This window comes from Brevibacterium oceani, assembly GCF_017948325.1.
Lineage (GTDB): Bacteria > Actinomycetota > Actinomycetes > Actinomycetales > Brevibacteriaceae > Brevibacterium > Brevibacterium oceani.
The window spans coordinates 3,233,733-3,260,514 of record NZ_CP072846.1; the positions used below are offsets into that span (position 1 = coordinate 3,233,733).

Annotated in this window: 23 protein-coding genes and 1 pseudogene; 9 read left to right on the top strand and 15 right to left on the bottom strand. The window is 63.9% G+C overall.

Annotated elements, in window-relative coordinates; translation table 11 throughout:
* The first annotated feature begins 379 nt into the window (after nucleotides 1-379).
* Entirely contained in the window at nucleotides 380-3,676 is a 3,297-nt protein-coding gene (locus J9314_RS14345; RefSeq protein WP_210603033.1) for a choice-of-anchor G family protein, read from the top strand.
* 145 nt (nucleotides 3,677-3,821) lie between these two features.
* On the opposite strand, the gene J9314_RS14350 is transcribed toward J9314_RS14345, so the two are convergent.
* The gene (locus tag J9314_RS14350; protein WP_210603034.1) at nucleotides 3,822-5,351 is read right to left on the bottom strand and encodes a deoxyguanosinetriphosphate triphosphohydrolase family protein; all 1,530 of its coding nucleotides are present in this window, start codon (nucleotides 5,349-5,351) and stop codon (nucleotides 3,822-3,824) included.
* A gap of 165 nt (nucleotides 5,352-5,516) precedes the next feature.
* Between J9314_RS14350 and J9314_RS14355 the strand changes: the two genes are divergently transcribed.
* Nucleotides 5,517-5,705 carry a hypothetical protein gene (locus tag J9314_RS14355; protein ID WP_210603035.1) on the top strand — a complete coding sequence of 63 codons (189 nt, stop codon included), beginning with the start codon at nucleotides 5,517-5,519 and terminating at the stop codon, nucleotides 5,703-5,705.
* Between the two features lie 117 nt (nucleotides 5,706-5,822).
* Here J9314_RS14355 and J9314_RS14360 read toward each other — a convergent pair whose 3' ends face one another.
* From J9314_RS14360 to J9314_RS14375, 4 genes and pseudogenes are all read right to left on the bottom strand, one after another.
* Nucleotides 5,823-6,671 (bottom strand): thiamine pyrophosphate-dependent enzyme, encoded by an 849-nt coding sequence (locus J9314_RS14360; RefSeq protein ID WP_343207056.1) that lies wholly within the window; start codon nucleotides 6,669-6,671, stop codon nucleotides 5,823-5,825.
* A pseudogene (locus J9314_RS14365) lies at nucleotides 6,648-7,625 on the bottom strand (thiamine pyrophosphate-binding protein); the annotation flags it as partial. The gene J9314_RS14360 and the pseudogene J9314_RS14365, both read right to left, overlap by 24 nt.
* 219 nt (nucleotides 7,626-7,844) lie before the next feature.
* Nucleotides 7,845-8,564, bottom strand: coding sequence for a peptidyl-tRNA hydrolase (locus J9314_RS14370; protein WP_343207022.1), 720 nt, complete (start codon nucleotides 8,562-8,564; stop codon nucleotides 7,845-7,847).
* Nucleotides 8,565-8,680: 116 nt separating this feature from the next.
* Nucleotides 8,681-8,986, bottom strand: a complete 306-nt coding sequence (locus J9314_RS14375) for a helix-turn-helix domain-containing protein (protein ID WP_210603038.1) — start codon at nucleotides 8,984-8,986, stop codon at nucleotides 8,681-8,683.
* Between the two features lie 149 nt (nucleotides 8,987-9,135).
* Here J9314_RS14375 and J9314_RS14380 point away from each other — a divergent pair, with 149 nt between their 5' ends.
* On the top strand, nucleotides 9,136-10,248 hold the full coding sequence (locus J9314_RS14380; RefSeq protein WP_246490406.1) for an alpha/beta hydrolase fold domain-containing protein: 1,113 nt from the start codon (nucleotides 9,136-9,138) through the stop codon (nucleotides 10,246-10,248).
* A gap of 10 nt (nucleotides 10,249-10,258) precedes the next feature.
* Here the strand turns inward: J9314_RS14380 and J9314_RS14385 are convergent, their stop codons facing one another.
* Together J9314_RS14385 and J9314_RS14390 are read right to left on the bottom strand one after the other, a co-directional pair.
* Nucleotides 10,259-11,239, bottom strand: coding sequence for a YihY/virulence factor BrkB family protein (locus J9314_RS14385; RefSeq protein WP_210603039.1), 981 nt, complete (start codon nucleotides 11,237-11,239; stop codon nucleotides 10,259-10,261).
* Complete coding sequence (locus J9314_RS14390) at nucleotides 11,239-12,321, bottom strand: AI-2E family transporter (RefSeq protein WP_210603040.1); 1,083 nt, start codon at nucleotides 12,319-12,321, stop codon at nucleotides 11,239-11,241. Before J9314_RS14390 ends, J9314_RS14385 begins: the two co-directional genes overlap by 1 nt.
* Before the next feature lie 136 nt (nucleotides 12,322-12,457).
* On the opposite strand from J9314_RS14390, the gene J9314_RS14395 reads away from it, so the two are divergent.
* Nucleotides 12,458-13,636, top strand: a complete 1,179-nt coding sequence (locus J9314_RS14395; RefSeq protein WP_246490407.1) for a phosphatase PAP2 family protein — start codon at nucleotides 12,458-12,460, stop codon at nucleotides 13,634-13,636.
* Between the two features lie 178 nt (nucleotides 13,637-13,814).
* Here the strand turns inward: J9314_RS14395 and J9314_RS14400 are convergent, their stop codons facing one another.
* From J9314_RS14400 to J9314_RS14415, 4 genes are read right to left on the bottom strand one after another with little or no spacing between them, the layout of a single operon-like run.
* Complete coding sequence (locus J9314_RS14400) at nucleotides 13,815-14,618, bottom strand: ABC transporter permease (RefSeq protein ID WP_210603041.1); 804 nt, start codon at nucleotides 14,616-14,618, stop codon at nucleotides 13,815-13,817.
* 8 nt (nucleotides 14,619-14,626) lie between these two features.
* Complete coding sequence (locus tag J9314_RS14405; RefSeq protein ID WP_210603042.1) at nucleotides 14,627-15,481, bottom strand: ABC transporter permease; 855 nt, start codon at nucleotides 15,479-15,481, stop codon at nucleotides 14,627-14,629.
* Between the two features lie 51 nt (nucleotides 15,482-15,532).
* Nucleotides 15,533-16,717: an ABC transporter substrate-binding protein gene (locus tag J9314_RS14410; RefSeq protein ID WP_246490408.1), complete on the bottom strand. Its 1,185-nt coding sequence runs from the start codon at nucleotides 16,715-16,717 to the stop codon at nucleotides 15,533-15,535.
* Nucleotides 16,718-16,749: 32 nt separating this feature from the next.
* Nucleotides 16,750-17,778: an ABC transporter ATP-binding protein gene (locus J9314_RS14415; protein ID WP_210603044.1), complete on the bottom strand. Its 1,029-nt coding sequence runs from the start codon at nucleotides 17,776-17,778 to the stop codon at nucleotides 16,750-16,752.
* Nucleotides 17,779-17,875: 97 nt separating this feature from the next.
* Here J9314_RS14415 and J9314_RS14420 point away from each other — a divergent pair, with 97 nt between their 5' ends.
* The 3 genes from J9314_RS14420 to J9314_RS14430 all read left to right on the top strand — a co-directional run bounded on the left by J9314_RS14420 (nucleotide 17,876) and on the right by J9314_RS14430 (nucleotide 21,324).
* Complete coding sequence (locus tag J9314_RS14420) at nucleotides 17,876-18,637, top strand: GntR family transcriptional regulator (protein ID WP_181273020.1); 762 nt, start codon at nucleotides 17,876-17,878, stop codon at nucleotides 18,635-18,637.
* Nucleotides 18,603-19,325, top strand: a complete 723-nt coding sequence (locus J9314_RS14425; RefSeq protein WP_210603045.1) for a cache domain-containing protein — start codon at nucleotides 18,603-18,605, stop codon at nucleotides 19,323-19,325. The genes J9314_RS14420 and J9314_RS14425 overlap by 35 nt, the downstream gene beginning before the upstream one ends.
* Nucleotides 19,326-19,542: 217 nt before the next feature.
* Nucleotides 19,543-21,324: a DEAD/DEAH box helicase gene (locus J9314_RS14430; protein WP_210603046.1), complete on the top strand. Its 1,782-nt coding sequence runs from the start codon at nucleotides 19,543-19,545 to the stop codon at nucleotides 21,322-21,324.
* Between the two features lie 161 nt (nucleotides 21,325-21,485).
* On the opposite strand, the gene J9314_RS14435 is transcribed toward J9314_RS14430, so the two are convergent.
* On the bottom strand, nucleotides 21,486-21,971 hold the full coding sequence (locus J9314_RS14435) for a hypothetical protein (protein ID WP_210603047.1): 486 nt from the start codon (nucleotides 21,969-21,971) through the stop codon (nucleotides 21,486-21,488).
* A 194-nt stretch (nucleotides 21,972-22,165) separates the two neighbouring features.
* Between J9314_RS14435 and J9314_RS14440 the strand changes: the two genes are divergently transcribed.
* Both J9314_RS14440 and J9314_RS14445 read left to right on the top strand, forming a co-directional pair.
* Entirely contained in the window at nucleotides 22,166-22,468 is a 303-nt protein-coding gene (locus tag J9314_RS14440) for a type II toxin-antitoxin system Phd/YefM family antitoxin (protein WP_210603048.1), read from the top strand.
* Between the two features lie 9 nt (nucleotides 22,469-22,477).
* Nucleotides 22,478-23,041 (top strand): type II toxin-antitoxin system RelE family toxin, encoded by a 564-nt coding sequence (locus J9314_RS14445; RefSeq protein ID WP_210603049.1) that lies wholly within the window; start codon nucleotides 22,478-22,480, stop codon nucleotides 23,039-23,041.
* Between the two features lie 24 nt (nucleotides 23,042-23,065).
* On the opposite strand, the gene crtI is transcribed toward J9314_RS14445, so the two are convergent.
* Genes crtI through J9314_RS14460 form a run of 3 tightly spaced genes read right to left on the bottom strand, consistent with a single transcriptional unit; the run spans nucleotide 23,066 to nucleotide 26,747 of the window.
* On the bottom strand, nucleotides 23,066-24,673 hold the full coding sequence (crtI, locus tag J9314_RS14450; protein ID WP_210603050.1) for a phytoene desaturase family protein: 1,608 nt from the start codon (nucleotides 24,671-24,673) through the stop codon (nucleotides 23,066-23,068).
* Entirely contained in the window at nucleotides 24,670-25,596 is a 927-nt protein-coding gene (locus tag J9314_RS14455) for a phytoene/squalene synthase family protein (protein WP_210603051.1), read from the bottom strand. Before J9314_RS14455 ends, crtI begins: the two co-directional genes overlap by 4 nt.
* Nucleotides 25,593-26,747: a polyprenyl synthetase family protein gene (locus J9314_RS14460; protein ID WP_210603052.1), complete on the bottom strand. Its 1,155-nt coding sequence runs from the start codon at nucleotides 26,745-26,747 to the stop codon at nucleotides 25,593-25,595. The genes J9314_RS14455 and J9314_RS14460 overlap by 4 nt, the downstream gene beginning before the upstream one ends.
* Nucleotides 26,748-26,782: the final 35 nt, after the last annotated feature.

Genomic DNA, 26,782 nt, shown 5'->3' on the forward strand with positions numbered 1-26,782 from the left:
TGACCTTGCGGGTCACCGCTTGGTCACGGACCGACATCGAGGCCAGACTTCTGTGTCCCAACCCGTGACAATAAGGTGCTGTCTCAGTGACTCGACTATGACTGTGACACTTTCCGAGTCGGGGGCACCACTCTGAGACCACAAGTCGACCACCTTGGGTTTTAATGACTACGGCAGACAGGAGCTCCGCCACTTCCACTACCCGCAACGAGCACTTGAATCTACCTGGGCGTAACTATAACGACGAGGTAACTTTTCCTGTGATTTACTGATTACTTTTTGATTACTCCGTAATGTTGTGAGCGATCTGCCAGGAAACTGCCCGTTTCCGTCCAGGCCGTGCTTGGAAGTGATCAGAATCCGAACGATGTGGAGAATCATGAGAAAACTGAGAGGCCGGCCCGGAACCGGTCGGAAGATCGCGGTGGGGTCTGTCGCCGCGGCGACGGCAGTGGGTCTGACACTGCTGACAACGTCGCCAGGTGCTGCCGACGAGCAGAATCCGAATGAAGATTCAGAAGCCTACGGACAGCTGATCGACGCCGACATCCTGGGCGCCGACGCGCTCGACGCCCTGTCGGCGTACAGCAGCTCTCCGGCCAGCACGGATGCGGACAGCACGCCGATCAACGCCGAGGTGCTCCAGGCCATCGGAGTCGAACTCCCCGGAATCGGCATCCCGCTGATCAGCAACGAGGGCGGCGACGGTCTCCTTGAGCTCGGTGAGGGCGGAGCGCTCAATGCCTATGGGCACGCTCCTGCCTACAACGACGCCACGGCCAGTGCCGGTGCCGTCGGGGCAGACGGCGGACTCAACCTCGATGACATCAACAACGGTGATTACGGCAACGCCAAGGTCGACCTGACCTCGGTGCTCGGCCAGCTCAACCTCGACGGCGTCACCGATCAGATCGTCGATGAACTCAGCCTCGAACTCGGCGCGATCGCGTCGACCGCCAACAGCAACGGCGAAGCCGATGACTCCGAGTACGCCGTCGCCGATGGCATCCTCACGGTCTCCAGCCCCGCTGTGAGCGACCTCTCGGGCGCTCTCGAAGAGGTCGTTGACGGTGCAGGCGGCACGCTCGAAGAGGTCATCGGCGACGAGGGTCTGGTCAGCGCCCTCACCGGTGTCGGCGTGGACGTCAATGTCGGACTCGCATCAATCACGGTCGGTGGCGACGATGCTCAGGTGTCCGTCGAGGTTCGCGATGCACTGAATAGCGTTGTCGAGAATGTCATCAAGGAGAAGCTCGCGGACGATGCAGGCATCGTCTCGATCGATCTCGCCAACGGCGACATCAAGATCGACCTCGCGAAGATCGTCAAGGGCGGCGACGCCTCTGACCTCAACGGCCTCGACCCGAACACCCAGGTGCTCACCTCTGACACGATCTCGAAGATCACCGATGCCGTGGCCGATGCGCTTGGCGCATTGTCCGGCAAGGTTAATGACACCGTGTCCGATGCGCTCAACGACGTGCACCTTGTCATCGATCTGCCGGCGAACATCTCGCTGTTGGGCGGCAGCGCGGCAAGCGGAGCGATCAACGTGGACGCCACTCTTGGACAGCTGGCAGGCACGGACGATTCTGAACCGACAATCACGACCGACCTCGATCTGCTTGGCATTCCGGTCGGCTCCGTGCTCAATGCGATCACCGATCCACTGATCAGCTCCCTGCTGGGCATCACCAAGCCCCTCATCGGCGGAATCCTTGATTCCACGGCCGAGCAGGTCGCCGGCGGCGTCACAGGTATCGTCAACCCGCTGCTCGACTCGCTCGACCCGGTCTTCAAGGCACTCAACCAGGTCGTCGATCTCACGATCAACGAGCAGCCGACTGCAAAGGATCCGGCAGAAGAGAGCCAGGTCAAGGGCTCCAATGGACCCGGCTTCACCGTCAGTGCGGTGAGCCTGGAACTGCTCCCGGCCGCCGATGCCATCGACATCAACCTGGCCTCGTCTTCGGTCCGTGCGACTGACGAAGCACCGGAAGAACCGGGCGATGACGATGTGAACGCGAACGCAGCGGCTGCGGCATCGGCTTCGGCCGACGCCGATGGTGACAACAACCCGGCCGCCCAGGCTGCATCCGAGGCAGCTGCCGACAACAATGCCGACAACACGGCATCGGCAGCAGCTGACGAGAATGCTGAAGCAGCCGCAGAGTCGGCAGCGACCGAGGACGCCTCATCGGAGGCCTCGGCCGATTCGACAACGGATGAGAATGCTTCGTCGACGGCAGCCTCACAGGCCGCTGCACAGGCAGACAACACCGATGACACGAATGCCGAAGCGTCGACGGCCTCGGATGCCAACTCCGCAGCCGCTTCGGAAGCCGCTTCCACCGCTGATTCCTCGAACGAGGCATCTGCAGAGGCAGCAGCCGAGTCTGACGCAAGCGCAGCTGCGGACCCCGATGCTGCCAATGACGCAGACGCGAATGCCAACGTGAACGCAGCCGCTTCGGCCTCGGCTTCGGCCAACGCCGATGACGACAACAACGCGGCAGCCGAGGCAGCAGCAGTGGCAGCCGCCGATAACGATGCCAACAACACGGCATCGGCAGCAGCCGACGAGAACGCCGAAGCAGCCGCAGAATCGGCCGCCAACGAAGAGGCCTCCTCGGAGACCTCGGCGGACGCGACCTCGGATCCGAACGCCTCGGCGCAGCAGGCGGCCAACGCCGCCGCGAACGCCGACAACTCGGACTCGACGAACGCTGATGCTTCGGCCGCTGCTGATGCCGATCCGGCAGCAGCTGCATCCGCAGCCTCGACCGCGGACTCTTCCTCGGAAGCTTCAGCCAACGCAGCGGCTGACGCCGACGGCGGGGACGAAGCCACGGCCACCGATTCGGACGATTCGGATGCGAATGCCAATGTGAACGCTGCCGCATCGGCCTCGGCTTCTGCCAACGCCGATGACAACAGCAACGCAGTCGCCGAGGCAGCCGCTCAGGCGGCAGCCGACAACGATGCCGACAACACGGCATCGGCAGCAGCTGACGTGAATGCCGAAGCGGCCGCTCAGGCAGCAGCCAACGAAGAGGCCTCCTCGGAGACCTCGGCGGACGCAACATCGGATCCGAACGCCTCGGCACAGCAGGCAGCCAACGCCGCTGCAAACGCCGACAATGAGGATGACAAAAACGCTCAGGCTTCGGCCGCAGCCAACGCCGACGCCGGTGCCGCCGCTTCGGCAGCATCGACAGCGGATTCCTCATCCGAGGCTTCCGCTACCGCTGCCGCAGACGGCGACGAGGCTGACGCTGCCGCTGAAGGCGCAGAGGCGAATGCCTCCACCGACGGCGACGAGGCCAATGCCTCGGCCGACGGTGACGAAGCGAACGCTTCGGCCGACGGTGACGAAGCCAGCGCTTCGGCCGATTCTGAGAAGGCCGCCTCGGCGAACTCCTCGGCATCGGCTGATTCGGATCAGGCCGCATCGGCCAACGCCGGAACCTCGGCGAACGCCAATGCCGGATCCGGTGCCAACGCCTCGGCCGGTTCGAGCACCAACGCCTCCGGCAGCAGCGCCGGCGGAGACCTTCCGCGGACGGGCGCCGACGGCGTCCCGGCCATGATCGGATTCGCCGCACTGCTCCTCGCCGGTGGCGCCGCAGCGGTGTGGGCAACCCGCCGCTACCGCGCCTCGGCAGGCAAGCACTGAGGTTAACCGGACTCAGCGTTCGGGCCCATCACCCGAACGCTGAGTCCGGCTCGGCCCACCAGCTGAGCAGCGAACGCTGAACAGAACGAACGGCGGGATCGAAGAGAGATCTTCGGTCCCGCCGTTCGTATGCCAAGCAAAACCCCTACAACCCGCGCCCGGCCTCCCACGGCTCCTCGGAGGCTCCAGTGATGAGCGCATTGACAGACATCGCCTGCGCATCGGTGAACGAGGCGATGTAGTCCACGACCGCTCGCGCCCGGCCCCGCCGGACGATCGCCGCCGCACCCTCCTCGCCCAGTGCGGCAGGATTGCGCGCGTAGAGGTCCTGGTACTCCTGCGTCGACGCCTCGACGGAATCGACGAGACGCCGGGGAATCCGCGTCGCCTCATCCGGGTCGAGCAGCCATTCGTGGAACCCCTCAACCAGCGACGCGATGATCCGCGTCTGCCCGCGCTGATAGACCGCCAAGTCAGACCGCTCGAGCACGAACTTCGCATGCACGAACTTCAGCACCACGACGTCATGCCACGCCTCCTGGCTCAGCCGCACATGCCCGCTGCGGATGTGCGGATCCGGATCGACGACGATCGAGGCCTGCAGCCGATCGATCCACCGCCGCGTGAACCCGGTGACCGCCCGATCCGCCTCGAGTCCCCCATCGTAGGGAACCGCGAGCAGCCCCTCGACGAGGTCCCGATTGATCCGTTCGACCGAATCCCGAAACGCCTCCTCGGACGCGATCCACGGGTCTTTCTCCCCGATGTGCCGCCGGATAGCCTCGAGCGCATGCCCCGGCCGGCGCCTGTCCAGGTCGGCATCATCCAACGTCGCCAAGTCCCGACAGTCACGCAGCCATCGCCCCAGTTCAGCCGACACCGCCGTGTACTGCAGCACGTTCGACCGGTAGAAATCGTCGAGGTCGTGCACCGCATACGCGATATCGTCGGCGACATCCATCACCGCACACTCGAGCGTCTGCTGATACCGACCGATCGCCGGGAACGCGGAGAGCACCTCCGCCATCTCGTCGACCTCGGTGACATAGGCGGAATATTTCATCGCGCCCTCGGTCACTTCGTCGCCGACCCCGCGCGGCATCCGCGCCGCCGAGTCCGCCCGATCACCGCTCCACTCCCCGCGCTCCCACGGATACTTCAGCACCGCCGCCCTGACCGCCCGCGTGAGGTTGAGCCCCCGAGCCGTAGCCTCACAGCTGTCGAGCGCGGTGAGGATCCGAAACGTCTGCGCATTGCCCTCGAATCCATCATCAAGGCGCAGCACCTGCCGCGACACCCGGTCGAGCTCCTTCTCGCCGAGGTGGCCGAACGGCGGGTGCCCCAGATCGTGGGCGGCCGCTGCCGCCTGCACGACCACCGGATCACACCCGCCGAGGCGGCCCACGACTTCCCGTGTCCGCTCATCGGCGTTGTTGAGCGTGATCGCGATCGACCGAGCCACCGCGGAGACCTTGAGCGAATGGGTCAGCCGGTTGTGGATGACCGTGCCGGATCCGGCCTGCGGGATCACCTGGGTGACCGAGGCCAGCCGAGAGAAGAACGGGGAGAACCGGATCCGTTCGATGTCGACGCGGAACTCGTCCTCTCCAGGACGAGCCTCCTCGGCGACATTGCGATCGCGTCCGCCGTCGGTGTGCCATTTGAGACGTTCCATCCACCCAGACTACCGATTCTGGTCCCGCCAGACCCTCTATTGCTACCTGACGGCGGCCCAGCAACCTTGCGCGAGGTTGCTGGGCCGCCGTCAGGTAGCAAAGGGGATCATTGAGACTCTTGTCACACTGGCGTATGGTCAGAAGACCTATAGGAGGTGGTCACGATGACCGGAGTCAATGAGGATTTCTACCAGCCGGCGACCCAACCCGGCGACATCGTCGAAGTCAAGGACGAAGAGACCGGCGAGATGGTCAAACACATCATCTACCTCGACGAATTCGGCAACGGCACGAAGACGCGGCCGCTGACCGACGAGGAACTCGACGACCTCGACAACGCCCCCGAGAGCTGAATCCGAACCAGCGCTTCCCCGACACAGCGACCACCGCGGACACCGGATCACCGGTGTCCGCGGTAATGGTTCACGAGACCTGCCGCACCGCTTGACGCGGCAGCTCGACCAGCCGACTCAGTCGTCCGAGGTCAGACCCATGCGCGCAAACAGCCGTGCGGCGGTGGCGCGAGAACTCTGTTTGACCACCTGCCCGAGCTCTGGGTCCCCGCCCAGCAGCGATTCCGCGAGGCCTTTGGCCTGTGCAAACGCGATGTGGGCCGGCAGCGGCGGCGTGTTGCGGTCGCAGCGGACGTCGAGGACGACCGGCCGGTCGGCGGCGAATGCTTGGTCGAAGGCCGCGTCGATGTCCTCCGGGTCGTCGACGGCGATGCCTCTGAGTCCGAGCAGCTCCGCGTAGCCCGCGTAGTCCATCGACTCGACCAGTTGGGCCGTATCCCACCTGGGGTCACCGGCCTCCCGCATCTCCCAGGACACCTGGTTGAGGTCCCCGTTGTTGATGACGAGGACGACGAAGGTGGAGTTCGACCATTCCTGCCAGTGGCGCTTGACGTTGAGCAGCCCGTTCATGCCCATCATCTGGAAGGCTCCGTCGCCGATGGTGCACACCACCGGACGGTCGGGATGCGCGAACTTGCCGGCCAGCGCATAGGGCATCGCGGCGAGCATCGAGGCCATCCGACCCGAGAGGTTGCCCATCTGGTTCGGTCCCAATTCGATGTGGAAGCCGTACCAGTCGGCGGTGCTCCCGGCGTCACAGGTGATGATCGCGTTCTCGGGCAGACGTTCGTTGAGGGAGACGAAGACGCGGCGGGGGTTGATCGGATCGGCTTCGGTCTGCGCGACCCACGTGTTCTCCTTCGTCCAGTCCCGGTTCTCCTCGGCGATCTTCTCCTGCCATTCGGTCTGATGCTGGGTCAGGTGCGGCTGCAGGGCCGCCAGGGTGGTCTTCGCATCTCCCCACAGGTTGACTTCGGTGGGATAGCGGATGCCCAGGTGACGCGGTGAGAGATCGACCTGCACGGCCCGGGCCTGCCCGGTCGGCGGCATGAACTCGCCGTAGGGGTAGTTCGTGCCGACCATGAGCAGGGTGTCGCATTTCTACATCATGTCGTAGCTCGGACGCGATCCCAGCAGTCCCAGCTGCTGGGTGTGGTATCCGACGTCTCCCGGCACCACCTGTTTGCCCAGGAGCGTGGTGATGACACCGGCACCGAGACGTTCGGCGGCGCTGATGACCTCATCGGTCGCCCCTATCGCGCCCTGCCCGACGAGCATGGCGACCTTCTGGCCGCTGTTGAGGACTTCGGCCGCGCGGGCGAGCGCGTCGTCGTCTGGTCGCAGGCGGTCCTCGGCGTAGCCGATACCCGTGCGGGAGACGAAATGCTCGACCGAAGGTTCTTCCATATCCATGGTCTGCACGTCGGCGGGGAGGATGACCACGGCAGGTCCGCGGTAGGCCTTGGCCATGCGCACGGCCTTGTCGACGACGAGCTGGGCGTGCATCGGTGTGGTCACGGTCTGCACGAACACCGCCGCGTCGGCGAAGAGTCGTTCGAGGTTGATCTCCTGTTGGAATTCGGAGTTCAGCGACACCCGCGCCTGCTGGCCGACGATGGCGACGACGGGCGCGTTGTCGCCTTTGGCATCATAGAGGCCGTTCATGAGATGGATGGCTCCGGGACCCGAAGTCGAGACGCACACGCCCACGTTCCCGGTGAATTTCGCGTGGGCGGTGGCCATGAACGCGGCCTCCTCCTCATGGGTGGGACGCACATAGGCGAAGTCCTTGCCCTCATCCTGTGCTCGGCCCATGGCTCCATCGAAGCCGCCGATGCCATCGCCCGGGTATCCGTACCACTGGTGCAGATCCCAGGCGATGAGTCGATCGATGATGAAGTCGCTGACGGACGTCGCCATGGGGGTTCTCCTCAGGAAGTCTCGATGTCGAATGTGCCGTAGCCGACCTGATGTCAGGTGACCGGACCTGGCCCTCCAGGCTTGTCCTCGCCATTCCACCTGTCAAGACCTTGACCTGCCGGCTTCCAGGCCTCACCAACCATCGCCGCGGCGTCAGGAGGCATGGGAGTCGTGCCGACGACAGCACGTCGCGAGATCATCTCTTCGACAGCTGCAGCCTCACCACTTGGCGCGCACGGTCTCCGTGGGTCCGTCGACCTCGGTGAACCCGGCGTCGACGACGCTAACCTGCTGTTCATTCGCCGCCCATGCTTCTTTCGTTGCGGTCTGCACACGCAGGTTGAAGCCCGAAGCGCGCCAACGCTCACGCACCCTGTCGGGCATCTGCTCATACGCGAGCTGTGCGGCGTGACCGCATTGGGCGGCGGCCTTGCCCGTCGTCAGCGTCAGCTCGGGTGAGAGTTCGATGGTCACGACCGCCTCGGCGGCGGGGATCGACGATTCTCCCTCATCGGGGAATTCGGTGCCGCCGACCTGAAGCTTCTTGAGCTCATGCGGCAGCGGTTCGACGGGTCCGGGCACGAACACGGACGCCTCGGCGGGGGCGAAGTCATCCGTGCCGCCGAAGGTCACGCTCACGCTGCCCAGCGCCCGTGCATCTTCGAGCTTCTTCCCGTCACCGCGGCGCACGACCTTGCGGATGGCTCCGTCGCGCCAGTAGGCGACGGCGTCGTGCCACTCCCCGCCGGGCTGGGTGCGCGGATCGTCGAGGAAGGTCACGACGGCTCGGGAGGTGGCTTCGAGGACGTCGATGTGGCGGGCGATGGCGGTCTTCGACCGGCGCACGACGATGGGCAGGGACCAGGGAACCTCGTGGTCGGTCTCGTGTCGGCGCATGTGTTCGGTGCGCAAGTGTTCTGCGTGCATCGATTCGGTCAAGGGCTCGCTCCTGGTGTGTCCGTCGCTTCCTCAGACGGCGCGGCCAGATGGCCACGCACGTCCACAGTATTAACAGCCTTGGGCACGGGATATTCCGCGGGCAGCCGCCGGATAAATCAGGCAACCTGTACGCGTTCGTCACCGATCACATATTCGAGCGCAAGACCACCACCGACGGCTTCGAGGTATCTCCGGACCGTGCCTACCTTGGCATTGTCGAGTTCGCCGTGTTCGATCTTCGAGACCTGCCGCTGGGACACCCCGATCCGATCTGCGAGCTCCTGTTGAGTCAGGCCCGCGTCCTCTCGTAGTTCGCGCAGTCGGTACGCCCGAACCTCAGCGAGCATTCGGTCCTTATGTGCTTCAACCGACGCCCGGTTCACGGGATGCTCAGCGAGAAAGTCTTCGAGACTCATAGCCATGGTGCTCACTTCCTTTCATTGCGCGTAGGTCATGAGGCAGTCCGTCTTCCACGCCCCACATCGATCATAGAACCTGTAGGTTCTAAATGGAAGGTCGCTAGACTGGGTGAAACAGCCGCTGACCAGGAAAGAGGCCGATGATTCCGGGCGTGACCGTCGACTCCGAGCTCACCGAAGAGCTGCTCGCCACGATTCCCGCCGACATTGTCGAGGCGATGTCGCCGCAGATGCGCGAAGTCCTGTCCATCCAGGCTGCGCGGGCCGAAAAATGTCGGGCGATCGGCGAAGAGGCCGCGCAGGCCGCCGATTGCCAGCGCCCGGCCGACTGCAATGGCTCAGCCGAAAGCGACATCCCAGCCGACCGCGACACCCTGGCCAAGCGCGCCGAATACCGTGCCGAACGGTCCGTGTGGAACGAGGGCGGGCCGATCATGGCCCGCACCGACGATCGACACATCCGTGCCGCCGGCGTCAACGTTCCCATCCGCATCCACCGCCCCACCGCCGAGGCGGTCCTGCCCGGCATCGTGTTCCTCCACGGCGGCGGGTACAGCGTCGGCGACCTCGATACGCATGATCGGATCATGCGGGTCCTCGCCGAGGCGGCCGGCTGCGCCGTCATCGGCGTCGACTATTCCCTCTCCCCCGAGGCGACCTACCCGCAGGCCCTCCACGAATGCGCAGCGATCATCGACCACCTGGCCCGCCACGGTCACGAGTACGGCATCGACGGTACACGGCTGGCCGTGGCAGGCGATTCGGCCGGGGCCGGTCTCACCTTGGGTGCGGCACTGCTGCTGCGCGACGAACCCGAAGTCGTGGCGGCAGACCCTGAGAGCTTTGCGGCTCTGCGCGCCCTCATCTCGATCTACGGCGGCCACGGGCTCATCGATTCCGCCAGCCGCAGGCTCTTCGGCGGCGACTGGGACGGAATGGGAGCCAACGACCTCAACAACCTCATGGGCGAATACTTCGCCGAACCCGACGAGGCGGAGTCTCCCTACGTCGCACACCTCACCGCCGATCTGTCCGGTCTGCCTCCGGTGTTCGTCGTGGCCGCCGGACTCGACCCGCTGCGCGACGACAGCCGCGCCCTGGCCAGGACTTTGGAGCGAGCGGGCAACGATGTCGAGTTCGAGGAGTACACGCATGTGCTCCACTCGTTCCTCCACTTCGGGCGCATCCTCGACGACACGAACACGGTGCTGCACAATGCCGCCGCGTTCGCGTCGAAACTCCTCGATCAACGCGGACAGGGCTGAGAGGGCACGGTCAGCGGCCCGGAAACTGACTCTCCGGCCCAGGGCCGCTGTGGCTGCTTTCAGCAGTGCGCCGGCGGCTGTCTCCGCTCGAATCGCCGGCACTCGCCGGAAGTCGGAACATCCCGTCAGCGGGCCTGTCGGACTGTCGTTGACGCTCACGTTCGATCTCGGCATCGAACTCAGCGCCGAGGAGCAGCGAGAGGTTGACGATCCACACCCAGGCGAGCCCCACGATCACACCCCCGATCGATCCATAGGTGACGTTGTAGCTGCTGAAGTTGTTGATGTAGAGCACGAAGCAGGCCGACACGGCAAGCAGCACGAGCAGAGCGATGAACGCACCGAGGCTGGCCCACCGGAACTTCGGCTGCCTGACGTTCGGGGTCACGTAGTAGAGCAGGGCGATGAGCAGCATGACGAAGAAGACGAAGACCGGCCATCTGACCACGTTCCAGATCAGCAGTGCCGTGGGGCCCATACCGATGAATTCGCCGAGCGTTTCGGCGATGGAACCGGACAGCACGAGAAGCAGCCCCAGAGTGGCCAGAACGATGAGCGTGACCAGGGTCATCAGAAGCATGAGCGGCTTGAGCTTCCAATACGGCCGACTCTCCTCGACCCTGTAGACAGCATTCAAGGCACGGCCGAATGCGCCGATGTATTTCGACGACGACCAGATCGCCAGCAGCAAGCTGCCGATGAGGGTGGCTCCGGCCGAGGACGCCTTGGTGAGTTCGACGATGAATGGACGGATCGACGTGGCTGCCTCGGCCGAAACATCGTGGACCAAGGAGAGCACCGCCTTCGTGGTCGACTCGGCTTCCCCGACCACGCCGAGCAGCGACACCATGGCGAGAATGGCCGGTGCGGCAGAGAGCAGAGCGTAGAAGCTCAAGCCAGCTGCTCTGTCGAGGCATTCGTCTTCGAGCAGACGGCGAAGAGCGCCCTTGACGATCCGCACTCGATTCAGCCGTGGCGAGACCCGTCTCATCACGTTCCCACTCTGTAATCTTTGGCCGCGTGGATCATCGCATTGAGAGTCGCGATGACCGGCACTGAGAAGAAGGCCCCGGCGATGCCTGCGACCGCGGCTCCCGCTGTCACTCCGAGGATCACCGCCAGAGGGTGGATCTTCACTGTGGGGCCTGTCAGCCACGGCTGCAGGACGTGGCTTTCGAGCTGCTGAACGACAATGACGATCCCGAGCATGATGAGGCCGTGCACCCAGCCGTTGAAGAGCAGCGCCAAGCCCACCGCGACTGCGCCGCCCACGATCGCACCGACGAACGGCACGAAAGCGCCGAGGAAGACAACCATGGCGATCGGCACCGCCAAGGGGACGCCGAGGATCAGCGCGCCCACGCCGATCCCGACAGCGTCGCTGGCCGCGACCACGAGCTGGATCCGAATGAAGTTCGACAGCGTCTTCCACCCGGCCTCGCCGGCCGCGGAGATCCGCGCATGTGCCTTCTTCGGCCAGACGTTGACGACCCAGGCCCAGATGCCCCGTCCGTCGATGAGCGCGAAGAGGGTGACGAACAGGATGATGATGACGCCTTCGACGACATGGGCCGCCGTCGTGCCCACTTCGGCGGCACCGGAGCCGAGACCGGCCGCGTTGTCCTGCAGCCACTTCCCCGAGGAGTCGATGGTTTCGTTGAGTTTGGCTTCGGTGAGTCCGAACGGCTGCGTGGCCAAGAGCTGCTTCGCCGCGTCCAGCGTCGTCGCGACCTGCTTTTGGATCTCAGGTATCTCACTTCTGACTTGGAAGGTGATGAGCAGGACGAGTCCGGCCAATAGGCCGAGGACGACGACCCAGACGGTCACCACCGCCAGCCATTTCGGCCACCGGTGTCGTTGCAGGAACGTCGACATGGGGACCAGAAGCGCAGAAAGGACGAGTCCGGCCAGAAACGGGACGACTATCTGGGCGACCTGCAGAGCGACGAAGACCGCGACCGTGATCCCCGCGATGATCACCAACAGGTATCCGGTGAAGCGGGCACCGAGTTTGAGGCCCTCGGGAATCGGGTCATCGCGAGGCGGAGTCGCGTTCGACGAACCTTCTGTCATGCACCAACACTAATGCCGCGAGGCACACAGTGGGTGGACCGTTCTGTTCTGGTCCGAATCCGGTCAGCCGATTCCGGTCAGCCGACTCCGAGGGAAATCCGACGAAGCACTGAAACAGAATCACTACAGTGTGCCGATGACCAGAATGCGACGTTGGCCCTACACCTTTGCCATGGCGCTGTCCCTGCTCGTCGGAGCGGCCGCCGTGATCTCATCCCTCTGTCTCGATCTCCCGCTGCGTGACCCCGACGGGTTCCTCGGACCCTCCTACATCCGGTTGCCCCTGCTGGTTCTCGGGTTCATCGGCGGCGGGGTCATCGTCGAGGCGGTGAGACAGAGCGGGTGGCGGAACCTGCCTGCCACCCTCGTCGATGTGGCCAAGAAGGAGTGGAACTCCCATCGCGTGCTGTGCATCGGTGCCGGACTGCTGAGCTTCTACGTCTGCTACGTCGCCTACCGCAATCTCAAGAGCGTGCTGCCCGTCGTCCGTGACGGCACGCTCTACGACCGGCAGCTGCTGCACCTTGACTACTGGCTCGCCGGCGGCCACAATCCGGCAGTGGTGCTCCACGATCTGCTCGGCACCGATATCGCGGCGAGCCTGCTCTCGATCGCCTACCTCGCGTATCTTCCGCTCATCCCGATCAGCCTCGGCGCGGTCCTCGTCCTCAGTCGCAACCATGCAATCGGCGCGTGGTATGCCACGACTCTGTGCCTCAATTGGGTCTTCGGTGTCATCAGCTACTACCTCCTGCCGTCGGTCGGGCCTGCCTTCAGCAATCCCGAAGCCTATCGGGCGCTGCCCGACACCGGGGTCAGTCAGCTCCAGGACTCTCTGTTCTCCACTCGCCTCGACTACCTCAGCAACCCCTTCGGCAGCGACTCCATCCAAGGGGTGGCCGCATTCGCATCGCTGCACGTCTCGGTCACCTTCGCCGCCGCACTGTTCATGACACGGACACAGCAGAAGCCGGCGATCAGAGCGATGACCTGGATCTTCTTCGGCGTCACGATCATCGCCACTCTCTACTTCGGCTGGCACTACCTCCTCGACGACATCGCCGGCGTGGTCATCGGGTGGGCCTCGGTGACGCTGGCGGGGTGGGTCACCGGTCATCGCCGAGCACGTCAGCGGCCGGTCGGCCTCGCCGCCGATCCCCATCGTGCGGTGACCGACCCGGTCGCCGAGCCCGATCGTGAGGTGACCGTTCCGGTCCCCGTCCGTGGGGTCACTAACCAGGCACTCGAAGCAACCGATCCCGATCCCGAAACGGCCGAACCTGTGCTCGAAACGACCGACACCACTCCCCGATAGCGTTGAGAAGCCCTATCCGAGCACGACCCCGTCGCATCTCAACACGAATTCAGCGCCAAGGTTCGAAGCTCCCCGCGCGATCCGCAGCCGCAGTTCCGATGGACTGTGCACTGGTGGCGATGCCGAAGTCCGCGGCCGCCCTCTTTACCGAGGTAGCTCTTGACCGGTCATTCGACCGTCAGGCCACGCCCGTCGCCGCCTTTCCGCCGATACGGTTCGCCAACGTGATCGGGATGATCGACACGATGACGAGGAAAGTCGCGATGACGTTGACGATCGGGGCCTGATTCGGTCGGAACATATTGTCGAAGATCCAGATCGGCAGAGTCTGCACCCCGGTACCGGCAGTGAACTGAGTGACGATGATTTCGTCGAAAGAGAGCCCGAATGCCAGCAGACCGCCGGCCAGCAGTGCGCTTCTCAGCTGAGGGAAGGTGACCAGCCTGAACGTGGTGAAGGCGTCGGCACCCAGGTCCATGGCCGCATCCCTGAGGTTGCCGGACATCCTGCGCATGCGCGCGAATACGTTGTTGTAGATCGTGACGATGCAGAAGGTCGCGTGAGCCACGATCACCGTCATCAGCCCCAATCGCATGCCCAACATCGTGGTGAAGGCGTTGTTCAATGCGATACCGGTGATGATTCCGGGCAGCGCGATTGGCAGGACGATGAGGAGGTTGACTCCTTCTTTTCCGAAGAATTCGAACCGGTCGAGCGCCAAGGAGGCGAGCGTCCCCAGGACGAGAGCAATGACGGTGGCGCATGCCGCGACCACCAGGCTGGTACCCAACGCTGACAGAGCCCCCTTGTCGCTGAATGCTCTGATCCACCACTCGAAGGTGAAGGACTGCGGGGGCCACCCCAGTGACTGACTGGCGTTGAATGAGTTGATGACGACGATGATCAGAGGAATGTAGACGAACGCCAAGACGGCGCAGACGATCACACTGAGTACGGCTTTGACCGGTGTGGGAATACGCATGGGATCTCCTACAGATTCTTCAGGGCGCCGGTTCGGCGAACTGCAGTGAGGTAGATGACGATGACGACGATCGGAATGAATGCGGTTGCAGCAGCCAGCGGCATATTCCCTCCGGTTCCGACGTTGGCATAGATCAGGGTTCCCAGCAGCTGCTGGGAGCCGCCGACGATCTGCACGGCGATATAGTCACCCAGGGTCAACGAGAACGAGAAGATCGAACCGGCGATGACAGAGGGCCATACCAGAGGGACGATGACCGCGGTGAACGTCTTCCAGCCCTTTGCCCCGAGGTCGCCTGCCGCCTCGATGAGGTTGTCGGGAATCCGCTCGAACCCGGTATAGACGGGCATCACGACGTATGGCAACCAGATATAGGACATCGTGATGATCGTTGCGATCAGCCCCAGGCCGGGCGAGATCCCCAATGAGTCAAGGAGCCCGTGCGGCGAGACGATGGTTCGCCAGGCATAAGCCTTGACCAGATAGGCGGCCCACAGCGGCATGAGGAACGCGACGACGAGCGCTCCGCGCAGCCGTGGGCCGGCTACCTTGGACATGAAGTATCCGACCGGCAGGGCGATGACCACATCGATGATCGTGACGGATACTGCAATGATGAGCGTCCTCACCGTCACTGCCCGATAGAGCGCTTCGGTGAAGACCGCCGTGAAATTGCCCAGGGTCCAGTCCTGGACGACCTGCCCGGTGAAGCTGTCCGTCGACCAGAAAGCGGTCACCAGCAGCAATAGCAGGGAGACGATGTAGATGAGGACGAGCCAGGCCAGCGGTGCCGCAAGCAGGGCAGTCAGAGACAGCTTTCGATGTGTTGCGAAGAAGCTCGAAAGTCGACGTGACGCTGTCATGGGCGGAGCGGGGAGCCGCCCTTCAGCTCTGCTGGTCTGACTCATTGTCAATCACCCCTTGATCTGCTGCCAGGCTTTGGTCCAGGCGGAGTAGTCGGTGCATTTGACGTCGGTGCGTCCGTCCAGGCACTCCGTCACCGGTGTCGTCCAGTACCAGATGCCTTCCGCGTACTTCTTGTCGCCGGCATGGTAGTTGTCGCAGAAGTTCGGATCTTTGGCCTCCTCGCAGGCTCCTGGATTGTTCGGCGCCTCACCGAAGTATTCGGTGGCAGCGGCCGAGCCCTTTGCGCTGGTCATGTAGTCGAGCCACTTGTACGAACACGTCGGATGCTCCGTCTTCGACGAGATCATCCAGGTGTCGCTCCACCCCGTCGTCCCCTCATCGGGAACGACCGAGCCGAACTTCTTCGGATCGAGTTCGTTCATCGTCACCTGCCAGCCGGTGCCAGCGACGACCGAGCCGTTCTCGAACCCTTGCAGAGACTTCAGATAGTCGGACCAGTACTCAGCCACATTGGGCTTCTGTTTCTTGAGCAGTTCGACTGCGGCGTCCAACTGCTTCTCGTCGAGCGAATACGGGTTCTTGATCCCCAGATCAGGCTGATGCTCCATCAGATAGACCGCTGCGTCGGCGATATAGATGGGCGAGTCATAAGCGGTGATCTTGCCTTTGTGCTCGTCGGCCTTGTCGAAGACGACATCCCACGAGGTCGGCGCCTTGTCGAATTCCTTCTTGTTGTACATCAGCAGATTGGCGCCATAGCCGTGTGGAACTCCATAGTTCTTTCCGTCCCGGGAGTTCCAATCCCGATCCTTGAGGAAGTCGTAGACGTTCTCGTAGTTGGGAACGAGGTCGTTGTTGATGGGCTGGACATCGCCTGCGGCGATGAGGCGCAGCGAGAGGTCCCCCGAGGCGGCGACCACGTCGATGCCGCCCTGCTTCATCAGATTGAAGGCTTCATCGCTGGTGCCATAGGTCTGAGCATTGACCTTGCACCCGGTGTCTTTCTCGAATGGCGTCACCCAGTCGGCGCCGGGATCGTTCGAGCCGTCTTCGACATAACCCGGCCAGGCCAGAATCGAGACCTCCCCTTCGGGGTCACCGAGTTCTTTGAGCTCTTCGGTGTCGGCGTCTGAACTGCCTCCCGATGCCGTACCGCAGGCGCTGAGCCCCAGCGACAATGCCAGGGCCGTGGCGGCAGCTACGCCGACTCCGGCGCGTCTTCTCAGTTTCATCTCACTTTTCTCCTTCATCCTTCACTGGCGGTTCAGGCCGCTGAGAGACCGTCTGTCCGGAGTTTCCGAACGTCCGCATCGTTGAAATCAATCGCCACCGCGTCTCCGATTTCACGGTTCGGCGATCCTGCCGGTTCGAGCACAGAGATCTCGAGTTCCTCGACATCGACGATCGTCCGGTGGCTCGAGCCGATGAACATCCGATTGCGCACGGTTCCGGACAGCCTGCCGGGACGGCCCGATTCCGCCGCGATGAAGCGGAGGTTCTCCGGACGGATGGTGTAGGTCCCCGACAGCCCCAGAAGCCTGTGAGCGGCTTGTTCATCGAACAGGTTCGACGTACCCACGAAGGACGCCACGAATTCGGTCGCGGGGGCGCTGTAGAGATTCTCGGGAGTGTCGACCTGCTGGATCTTTCCGTCGTTGAATACCGCGATCCGATCCGACAACGTCAGCGCCTCCTCCTGATCGTGAGTGACGAAGACGAAGGTGATCCCGAGGTTCCGCTGTAGATCTTTGAGCTCGATCTGCATCTGCTCGCGCAGCTTCTTGTCCAGTGCACCCAGGGGTTCATCGAGCAGGAGCACCTTCGGGTCGACGACGAAGGCGCGCGCAAGTGCCACACGTTGCCGCTGTCCACCGGAGAGTTCGCCCGGACGGCGGGTTTCTAAGGCTCCCAGCCGCATCCGCTCCAGTGCTTCCCGGGCCAACTGACGTCGCTTGGCCTTGGCGATGCGGCGCACGCGCAATCCGAACTCGACGTTTTCAATCACGTTCAGGTGGGGGAAGAGAGCGTAGTCCTGAAAGACCGTGTTGACGTCACGATCGTACGACGCCAAGTGATGCACCGGCTTGCCGGCCAGCTCGATCGTTCCCGCAGTGGGTTCATCGAAGCCCGCGATCAACCGGAGGACAGTGGTCTTCCCCGACCCCGACGGGCCGAGCATGGAGAAGAACTCCCCCTCGGCAATGTCCAGATCGACGCCATCGACCGCGGCGACCTCACCGAACCTGCGCTCGACCCCGCGGAGCGAGATCGCCATACCGGAGGACTCTGTCATCACACTCTCCTTGAACTCTTGATGTGTTGCAGATCATACAAACACATGAAACCATATGTTTCAAGGATTTCTCAGCCTGTATTCGGACAATGGAGATATGGATGATCGCCGCTCCGACTCGCCAGTCACCGCAGCCATCTATGCGCCGATCGGGGACAAAGCGCTTGTTCCCCGAATCCGGCAGCGACTCGAGGACGCAATCGCTACCGGCGTCCTCGCCCCCGGTGATCGCCTCCCTGGAGAATCAACTCTGGCATCGCGTTTCCGCGTCTCTCTCGTCACCGTCAGGGAGGCCCTCCAGCAGCTTCGGGCCACCGATCTTCTGCATACGAGACAAGGGCGCGGCGGCGGCAGCTTCGTGGCCGCCGACTCCGTCCAGATTCGCGGCCTGCTCGAGAGCCGCATTCGGGCTCTCTCCCGTGCCGAGATCAATGACTTCGCTGTCTACTACCGAGCCATCACGGACGCTGTTCTCAATACGATCGCGCAGATGGGACTCGAGCAGAACCTCGTGGGAGTCAGAGAGTCGTTTCTTCGAGCAGTGCCGCAAGACGGTGCGGCGGCTCGATCCGTGCAGGGCGGATTGGATCTGCGCTTGGCGGGAGAGGCTCAGTCGGTCCGCCTCGTCCACGAGCAGATCCGCATTCAGAACGAGTTCGGTGCACTGCTGTGGATGGGACTGGATGACCCCGATCTTCGCGAGTCGATCTTCAGCTCCCATGAATCGATGCTCGACGAGATGATCTCCGGGGACACTGCATCCGCGATAGAGGCCCGCGAGGCGGCTGTTAACATCTCACTGAGGTGGCTGTTGTCCCGACGCAATGACGCACATAGGCAAGAACGTGAAAACAATTGATCAGAAATCTGCCCTGGCCAGAGTGATCCAGTCGATCACCGCTTGGCAGAACGACGTACCCGAGACGATCGATCGCCTCGCCGAAGCGGCGATCGAGGCGATCTCTTCCGATCCGCGCACCGTCGAACGTCAGGTCGAAAAGGTCGCCTTCGATGTCCTTACGTCGACCGACCGCTTCGCCGGCGCCGGAATCGTGAGTATTCATCCCACTGTGACGGCTCGAGCGAGATCACTGATGTGGTGGGTCGCTCAACCCGCCGCGGGACGGTCCGAACCCATTCCGCTGGATGCCGATCTCACCGAACTCGGAACCTACCAGTCAGGACTCGAAGAGATCGAGTGGTACCGCGTCCCGGCTGCGACCCGTCAGGGGCACATGACCGGCCCGTTCGTCGACTACATGTGCACCGACCAATTTGCGTTCACATTCACTGCTCCCGTGGAGATCTCGGGTGAGTTCTATGGCGTGGCAGGGATCGATATGACGGTTCGCAGCCTGGAGAACGAGATCGAAACCCTCCTCGAGGCACTCAGCGACAACGCCATTCTCCTGGCCAATCACAATCTTGTGGCCATCAGTCTCGACCCTCGTTTTGCCACTGGCAGCAGACTCAAGCCCAGGGACTTGGAGACCTACTCCATCATCGAGGTGCCCGGCGCCGCGTTGTCCATCGCCGTTCCTCACTGACCCGGTGAGACCGGACGTTCCGGCACGAACCGACCGACAGCAGCTCCGCGAATTCTGCTCCTGGCCGCTCCCCCGCTATACTGGTAACACTTGCGAACCCGTTCTCGGGTTCCCTGCGTCGTCAGGACGCCTCGTCTCTGCAGCTGGGTGAGATCACCCGCGCATATTCCGAAGCCGTTTTCTCTCGGCGATCGAGAGCGCCGACAGCGCTCATTCCATGACCGGAAGCGGCTGCCTGCCACCCAACCACGGCACCGGCACGCCCTCCGGCACGTCGAAGGGCCATCCCATCACTACGTCACAGACACGCACCACCAACCGCAGCTCCTCCAACGGTCGCAGCGGCACCACCACCCGCACCAAGAAGACCGCGGCACCGACCTCGTTCGCCGAACTCGGTGTCCCCCAGAAACTCGTCGCCACCCTCGACCGTGAGGGCAAGACGTCCGCCTTCCCTATCCAGCAGGACACCCTTCCGGACACCCTGTCCGGTCGCGATGTGCTCGGCCGCGGCAAGACCGGGTCCGGCAAGACCCTGGCCTTCTCCATTCCGCTGGTCGCCCGCCTCGCCGAATCGCAGGCTGCCGGCGGCCGGTCCAACCGCACCCGCCAGCCCCGCGGACTGGTCCTCGCCCCCACCCGTGAGCTCGCCACCCAGATCACCGACGTCATCGACCCGCTGGCCAAGGCCGTCGGCCTGAAGACGACGACGATCTTCGGCGGAGTCAAACAGCGCCGCCAGGAGGATGCACTGCGCTCCGGCGTCGACATCGTCGTCGCCTGCCCCGGCCGCCTCGAGGACCTGCTCAACCAGGATGTCCTCACGCTCGAGCAGATCGAGGTCACCATCCTCGACGAGGCCGACCACATGGCCGACCTCGGCTTCCTGCCCGGCGTCACCCGCATCCTCAAGCAGACTCCGACCGAGGGCCAGCGGATGTTCTTCTCCGCCACCCTGGACAACGACGTCGACAAGCTCGTGCGTCGCTTCCTGCACAATGAGGTCCTCCACTCCGTCGACGAGGCGACCTCGCACGTCTCGGCCATGACCCACCACGTGTTCGAGGTCTCGGTCGACGATAAGAACGCGCTCGTCCACAAGCTCGCGTCGGGCACGGGCCGCCGCATCCTCTTCACCCGCACGAAGCACCGGGCCAAGCGCTTCGCCCGCCAGCTCACCGCCGCCGGTATCCCCGCTGTCGACCTCCACGGCAACCTGTCCCAGGGCGCCCGCGACCGCAACCTCGCCGCATTCACCAATGGTGACGCGAAGGTGCTCGTGGCCACGGACATCGCCGCCCGCGGCGTCCACGTCGACTCCGTCGAGCTCGTCGTCCACGTCGATCCCCCGACCGAACACAAGGCGTACCTGCACCGTTCCGGTCGCACCGCTCGCGCCGGCAGCGCGGGCGACGTCGTCACCGTGATGACGCCCGATGAGCGCAAGGACACCCAAGTCCTGCTCCGCAAGGCCGCCATCAAAGCGACCCCGAAGAAGGTCACCGCCGACTCCCCCGAGGTGACCGAGCTCGTCGGTGAGATCGCCGAGTATGTCGAACCGCAGCCGAAGGAACCAGCACAGCCGCGGAAGAAGACCGAACCGGCAACGTCGAATGGTCGTTCATCCCGCCGTCGCCGAGGTGGCCGTGGCGGACGCGGCGGAAGCTCAGGACGCGATGGCGCCGGCAACAGCGGCACCGATCGCAGCCGCGAGAACTCAGGTGCCGCCGGTGGCGGTCGCAGCAGCGAATCCCGTCGTGGCGAGAGCAGCGGGCGTGGTCGGGGTACCGGACACAACGGCGAGGGCAATAGTCGCCGCGATAACTCCCGCGGCGGCCGTTCCGGCAGTGGCCGGTCGGGCGGACAGCGCTCGGGTGACTCGAGCCGTCAGCCGAGCAGCCGCCGCGCCTCCGACTCTCGTGGCACCAGCCCCGAGACCCGTCGCCGCAACCGCACCCGCGCCGGAGGCTCACAGCAGGTCTACTCGACCAGCAGCTGAGCTCGCGGGAACTCCACACCGGCTCCTCACTGGGGGTCTCGGTGTGCATCCCAAGCTTTTCGGCGGCGACCCCGCCTTTTCACCACACTTGACGCCGGTTAGCCCAGTTTCGAAACTGGGCTAACCGGCGTCAAGTGTGCCGCGACGAAGTCCCGGCTGCCTCAAGCCGTCAGTCGCGCAGCAGTTCGGCGTCGCGTTCGGCCCCTCAGTTCGCGCACGATGGCCTCGCCGCTGATGAAAAGGGCGGTGAGAACCGTGAAGAGCACGATCTCCATCGGAACGGTGACGAGCACTCTCGGGAGTATCTCGTACTGCGTAAAATCAAAACGATCGAAGATCATGGCATTAGCGCACGACGCGGCGATCCCAAGGCTCAAAAGCACGAGGTAGGTATAGCCGAGGAACCGGCCGAGCGTCTTATGCGTGAAGAGGAGCATGATCATCGATGTGAGAATCGGAGCCAACATGGCATCGGACAGATCGTGCACATTGCTCAAGGTGAAAACCGTATTCTCCGCAATGTGCCCCACGAGGTAGAACGAGCAGTAGATCGCTCCGGCAATCAGCACCATCAAAGCGACGGTGATGTTCACGGCAGGCCGCGACAGAGCGAAGCTGTTTCCGGCGGAAACTTCTGTTCTGCTCATGCCTGCAATCGCCTTCCCCGTTACATGGTTCGTAACCAACGGTCGCCGGTTCCACCCTACCGCCTGCCGGCCATAGATAAACAAGCTTTCCTGTGATATCGCTACTTGCCCATCGAAGAAAGTGTGCAGGCCTATTCGACCAACAGCTGAGTTGTATATTGCAGACTACCTAGAAAACTAGGTAGAATGATGACATGACGAATCTGACTATCTCTCAAGCCAATCAGACGGGCATCTCGGGGCTCGTCTCCTCAGCTGAGTCCGGTGAAGAGATCACCCTTTCTCGCCATGGTCGGCCGGTCGCTTCCGTCGTCGCCACCCATGAGCTCGAGGAGCTCAAACGTGACAGCGAATCCTTGAGAGACGTTGCCCTGGTCATGGCTCGTATGGCCACAGACAGTGGCGTCCGCACAGATCTCGATCAGGCGATGGATCATTTCGGGATCAGCAGGACCGAACTTGAGGATGAAATCGACGCCGGCCTTCACGACCTCTGAGGGGTCGTTGTGATTGACCAGTCCCCCGCTCGCGTCCGGTTGACCGAGGATGCGATCGCAGATCTGCATCGCCTGCAGAAGAAGGACCCCCAAATACTTCGGGATGTCTTCGCCAAGATGATTCTTTTGGAGAGATCTCCTCTCGCCGGTGAACCGCTTTTGGGTGAATTGGTGCCTTTCCGGAAACTGGTGGTTGGAAACCGGCACTGGCGGATCATCTGGCGTCAGACGACAGATGAAAATCATCGGCCTGTTCTCGAGATCGCGGAGGTCTGGGCGGTTGGAGCTCGGAGTGACGACGAGATCTATATCGAGATGAAGACCCGAGTCGACAAGCTCAAGAAGCAGGCGAGACCAGAAGTGAAGCCACTGGTCGACGTGCTTGAAGCGCTGGGTGAGCGGTATTCGAAGGTTCCGGCGCATCCGGAACCCACGCCTCCGCAGGAATTGCCCAGATGGCTCGCCGAGGGTCTTCGAGCAGAGCTCCACTTGTCAGAGGAAGAACTCTCCGAGCTCACTCAGGAGCAGGCTCATCAGATGATGATCGACCATTGGTCCGGGACCGGGGAGTAGCCACCGGGCACTTCCAAGCAAGCTTCACAAGGGCATCGGCCCTGCCGAGTGATCCCCGCGGATGCGCTTGGCGACGACCTCGGCGCTGATGAGGCACATCGGCACACCGATGCCCGGCGCGGTCGTCGCCCCGGCGTAATAGAGCCCATCGACGCGCCGCGACTGGTTCTGCATCCGCAGGAAGGCGCTCTGGCGAAGCGTGTGTGCCGGCCCGAGCATTCCACCCTTCCACGAGTGGAAATCTCGGGCAAAATCGGCCGGGCCGACGGTCCTGCGGACTCTGATCCGACTGCGCAGATCCCCGACTCCCGCCCACAGCCCGATGCGCTCGATCGCGGCATCGACCGCAGCCTCGACGCTGGGAGACCCGTCGCCGTCCGCTCCCCCGCTGCCGATCTCCACGTCGGCAGGGACCGGAATGAGAACGAAGAGATTCTCGCACCCGTCCGGTGCGACCGCGGGATCCGTGGCGCTGGGTCTGCAGACATAGAACGACGCCGGATCGGGAATCCGCTGGTCGGTGCCGAAGATCGCCTGCAGGTTCTCCTCCCACTCATCGGTGAAGAACAGCGAGTGATGCCCGAGTTCGGGCAGATCGCCGTCGACTCCGAGCATCGCGATGATCGCCCCGGGTCCGCTCTCGACCTTTGACCACGCCGACTCGGGATAGGTGCGCAGCCTCGATGGCAGCAGTTCGGTCTCCGTGTGGTGCAGATCGGCCGCAGAGACGACGAGGTCGGCCGGTTCGATATGCGACCGCCCCTCGGCATCGGTCCAGCGGACTCCGCTGACAGCCGCTCGACCGCCGCCGACACCTGATCGACCGCTGCCGACAGCCGCTCGACCGTTCGTCTCCCGCGTCATCACTTCGGTCACCTCCGCCGAGGTGATCACCGTGACCCCGACCTCGCGAGCCAGCGCTTCCATACGTTCGACGAGAGCCCTGAACCCGCCCATCGGATAGAAGACACCCTGGTCCAGATCGAACGCACTCAAGAGGTGATAGATCGCCGGCGCCCGATTCGGATCGGTGCCGAGGAACACCGCAGGATACGTCAGGATCCGCCGCAGAATCGGTTCCCTGAACCGCCGCTCCACGAATCCAGCCAGCGGCCGCAACAGCAGTCTGGTCAGCTCCGGCACTGACCGGAGAACGTCCAGCCCGAGCATCGATGTCAGCCGCGTGAAGGGGTTGTAGAGGAAGCGTAGGCGGGCGACGTCGGCGGTCATGCCCGCCGACCGAAGATATTTCCGCACCGCGCTGCCTGCGCCGGGTTCGATGCTCTCAAAGAGCTCGGCCACCGCCTCGACGCCGTGCGGTACGGTCACACTGCGCAGTCCGGACACGTCATCGGGTTCGGAGAAGACCCGATATCCCGGGTCGAGGAGTCGCAGATCCAGCTGCGCGTCCGTGTTCGTTCCTAACAGCGCGAAGAAATGGTCGTAGACCTCCCGCATGAGGAACCACGAGGGCCCCGTGTCGAATCGGAACCCCTGCTCCTCAATACTGCCGGCCCTCCCGCCGAGGTGATCCCCACGTTCGAGGACGGTCACCTCTTGACCGTCGCGGGCCAAGAGCGCCGAGGTGGCGAGCCCTGCGATTCCTCCGCCGATGACGATCACCCGGCTCATCGTTTCACCCCCTGCCGCACTTCATACAGCGACCGGAGGACGAGTGCAGCCTTGTGTGGGCCGGCCACGCGGATGCGTCGACGCGGGAGCTCGGCGGCCGGCACCACGGCCAGCCTGTCGGTCAGTGCCGAGAACAGTCGCAACGCACAGAGGACCGCCAGTCGGGCATCGCCGGGCAGAAGCGGAATCGTCTGCGCGGCAGCATCGAGCTGATCGCGGATCGAGTCGATCCACCGCTCCTTTGCCCGGGCACTGACCGTACCCGTCTCGCTGAGGTAGCTGCGCCCCAGGCGCTGCGTGTCATCGCCGAGGTCGCGCAGGAAGTTGACGTTCTGGAATGCGGCGCCGAGGCTGCGCGCACCGTGGACCAGCCGCCGTTCCGTATCAGACGAGCAGTCCTCGTCACGGATGAAGATCCGCAGGCACATCAGCCCCACGACCTCCGCAGACCCGTAGACGTAGTCGGCGTGGTCGTCGGGGCCGAAGCCCACCTGCTCGGCAGCCTCGGCGATCTGCGGATCCGAGGGCGTCAGCTGCAGGTCGGTGCGCATCGAGGCGAAGAACGGTCGGGTCAGTTCGGCACCGAAGCCTGATGCTCGTGCGGTGCGCGCGAAGGCGTGGATGATCGGGTTGCTGCTGTATCCCAGGCGCATTCCGCTTTCGGTCTCGGCTTCGAGCCGGTCGAGCATCCGTCGCTGGTCGGCGGCGGAAACACCCGCCTCGGCGGCCACCCCGTCGACGAGTTCGTCCGCGACCCGCACCAGTGCGTAGATGTTGCGCACATGGTCCCGGTGACGGGACCCGAGCAGTCGCGTCGCGAGTCCGAAGGACGTCGAATAGGCCCCGATGACCGATTTCGCGATCCTGTCCGACACTGAGGAATAGCGCCCGAGGGGACCCAAGCGGTCCACGCCGCGGCTCATGATCGTCTCCCGTCGAGGGCACCGATGAGGTCGTCGAGGAGCAGCACCATGTCCGGACCGAGGAGGTCCGCTTCGGTCGCAAAGAGCTCGCGCGCATTCGCCGACAGCTCGTCGACGAGAGCACGAACCTCGGCCTCCGCCCCACAGTCGGAGAGCAGCGAGCGCATCTGCGCACCTTCACCAGCACCGAGGCTGCCGACACCGAAGTGCGGTTCGATGAGCGGCCAGGCGGCGCTGCGTCGGGCGAGGGCGATGATCGCGGTCTCCTTACCCTCGCGCAGGTCTGAATAGGGGTCCTTGCCATGGTCGTCGGAATGGCCGAAGACCGACAGCAGATCGTCCTGCAGCTGATAGGCCAGGCCCAGGAGGGCACCGACCTGTCCGAGGAGCGCCTCGGCTTCGGGTTCGAGTCCAGTGAGGATGGCGGCCGATCGCAGAGGAAGTTCGAAGGAGTACGTCGCCGTCTTCTGACGGCTCATCTCCACCACCTCGGCCAGCTCCGGACGAATACGACCGGAGCTGAGGGCGACATCGGTCAGCTCTCCCGACACCGATTCCAGCACCGCCTGATCGAGCGCCTCGAGAAGCCGCTGCCCCGTCTGCCCCGGGGCCGCTTCGCGGAAGACGATTCGGTGAGCGGTCGACAGCAGCAGGTCGCCGACCAACATCGCGGTGCTGCGTGCGGCACGCAGCCGCGAGGTGGCAGTGCCCGCAACCTCACCGGATTCATCCCACTCCTCGAGCAGGAGCCCGATGAAGTTCGGACGCCCCCGCCGCATGAGGTCACCGTCGATGACATCGTCATGGAGGAGAAAGGCGAAATGGAGCAGCTCGACTGCGGCAGCGATGCGCACCGACCGCTCCCTCGCCCCGGCGTTCCGCTGACTTCCGACCTCGGTGCCCGACCGGACAGAGACGTCCACACCGTCCGAAAGCCGCGAAGCGCCCAGCGCGTCGACCGCGCCGACGAGCAGCCGCGGTCGCACCAGCTTGCCGCCGAGAACGCAGCGCGAGGCAAGATCCCACGCGTGAGTCGCCGCAGAACCCAGGGCCGCGAGCTGCTGCGCTCGAGCGTCCATTTCGCGCCTGATCTCGGACTCGATGCCTGAGGTGATGGAGGGGCCGAACGCGACGCCCGCGGCTGTGGTCATCGATGAGTCCTTCGTTCGAGGGTCAGTAGCCTCAA

What these genes read in the sequence shown, in the direction of transcription:
- crtI (WP_210603050.1), bottom strand. Translation starts at nt 24,673, where the DNA reads ATGAGCCGGGTGATCGTCATCGGCGGAGGAATCGCAGGGCTCGCCACC.
- J9314_RS14410 (WP_246490408.1), bottom strand. Translation starts at nt 16,717, where the DNA reads ATGAAACTGAGAAGACGCGCCGGAGTCGGCGTAGCTGCCGCCACGGCC.
- J9314_RS14435 (WP_210603047.1), bottom strand. Translation starts at nt 21,971, where the DNA reads ATGAGCAGAACAGAAGTTTCCGCCGGAAACAGCTTCGCTCTGTCGCGG.
- J9314_RS14395 (WP_246490407.1), top strand. Translation starts at nt 12,458, where the DNA reads ATGACCAGAATGCGACGTTGGCCCTACACCTTTGCCATGGCGCTGTCC.
- J9314_RS14455 (WP_210603051.1), bottom strand. Translation starts at nt 25,596, where the DNA reads ATGAGCCGCGGCGTGGACCGCTTGGGTCCCCTCGGGCGCTATTCCTCA.
- J9314_RS14390 (WP_210603040.1), bottom strand. Translation starts at nt 12,321, where the DNA reads ATGACAGAAGGTTCGTCGAACGCGACTCCGCCTCGCGATGACCCGATT.
- J9314_RS14430 (WP_210603046.1), top strand. Translation starts at nt 19,543, where the DNA reads ATGACCGGAAGCGGCTGCCTGCCACCCAACCACGGCACCGGCACGCCC.
- J9314_RS14460 (WP_210603052.1), bottom strand. Translation starts at nt 26,747, where the DNA reads ATGACCACAGCCGCGGGCGTCGCGTTCGGCCCCTCCATCACCTCAGGC.
- J9314_RS14400 (WP_210603041.1), bottom strand. Translation starts at nt 14,618, where the DNA reads ATGCGTATTCCCACACCGGTCAAAGCCGTACTCAGTGTGATCGTCTGC.
- J9314_RS14405 (WP_210603042.1), bottom strand. Translation starts at nt 15,481, where the DNA reads ATGACAGCGTCACGTCGACTTTCGAGCTTCTTCGCAACACATCGAAAG.
- J9314_RS14420 (WP_181273020.1), top strand. Translation starts at nt 17,876, where the DNA reads ATGGATGATCGCCGCTCCGACTCGCCAGTCACCGCAGCCATCTATGCG.
- J9314_RS14375 (WP_210603038.1), bottom strand. Translation starts at nt 8,986, where the DNA reads ATGGCTATGAGTCTCGAAGACTTTCTCGCTGAGCATCCCGTGAACCGG.
- J9314_RS14350 (WP_210603034.1), bottom strand. Translation starts at nt 5,351, where the DNA reads ATGGAACGTCTCAAATGGCACACCGACGGCGGACGCGATCGCAATGTC.
- J9314_RS14385 (WP_210603039.1), bottom strand. Translation starts at nt 11,239, where the DNA reads ATGAGACGGGTCTCGCCACGGCTGAATCGAGTGCGGATCGTCAAGGGC.
- J9314_RS14425 (WP_210603045.1), top strand. Translation starts at nt 18,603, where the DNA reads ATGACGCACATAGGCAAGAACGTGAAAACAATTGATCAGAAATCTGCC.
- J9314_RS14440 (WP_210603048.1), top strand. Translation starts at nt 22,166, where the DNA reads ATGACGAATCTGACTATCTCTCAAGCCAATCAGACGGGCATCTCGGGG.
- J9314_RS14355 (WP_210603035.1), top strand. Translation starts at nt 5,517, where the DNA reads ATGACCGGAGTCAATGAGGATTTCTACCAGCCGGCGACCCAACCCGGC.
- J9314_RS14415 (WP_210603044.1), bottom strand. Translation starts at nt 17,778, where the DNA reads ATGACAGAGTCCTCCGGTATGGCGATCTCGCTCCGCGGGGTCGAGCGC.
- J9314_RS14345 (WP_210603033.1), top strand. Translation starts at nt 380, where the DNA reads ATGAGAAAACTGAGAGGCCGGCCCGGAACCGGTCGGAAGATCGCGGTG.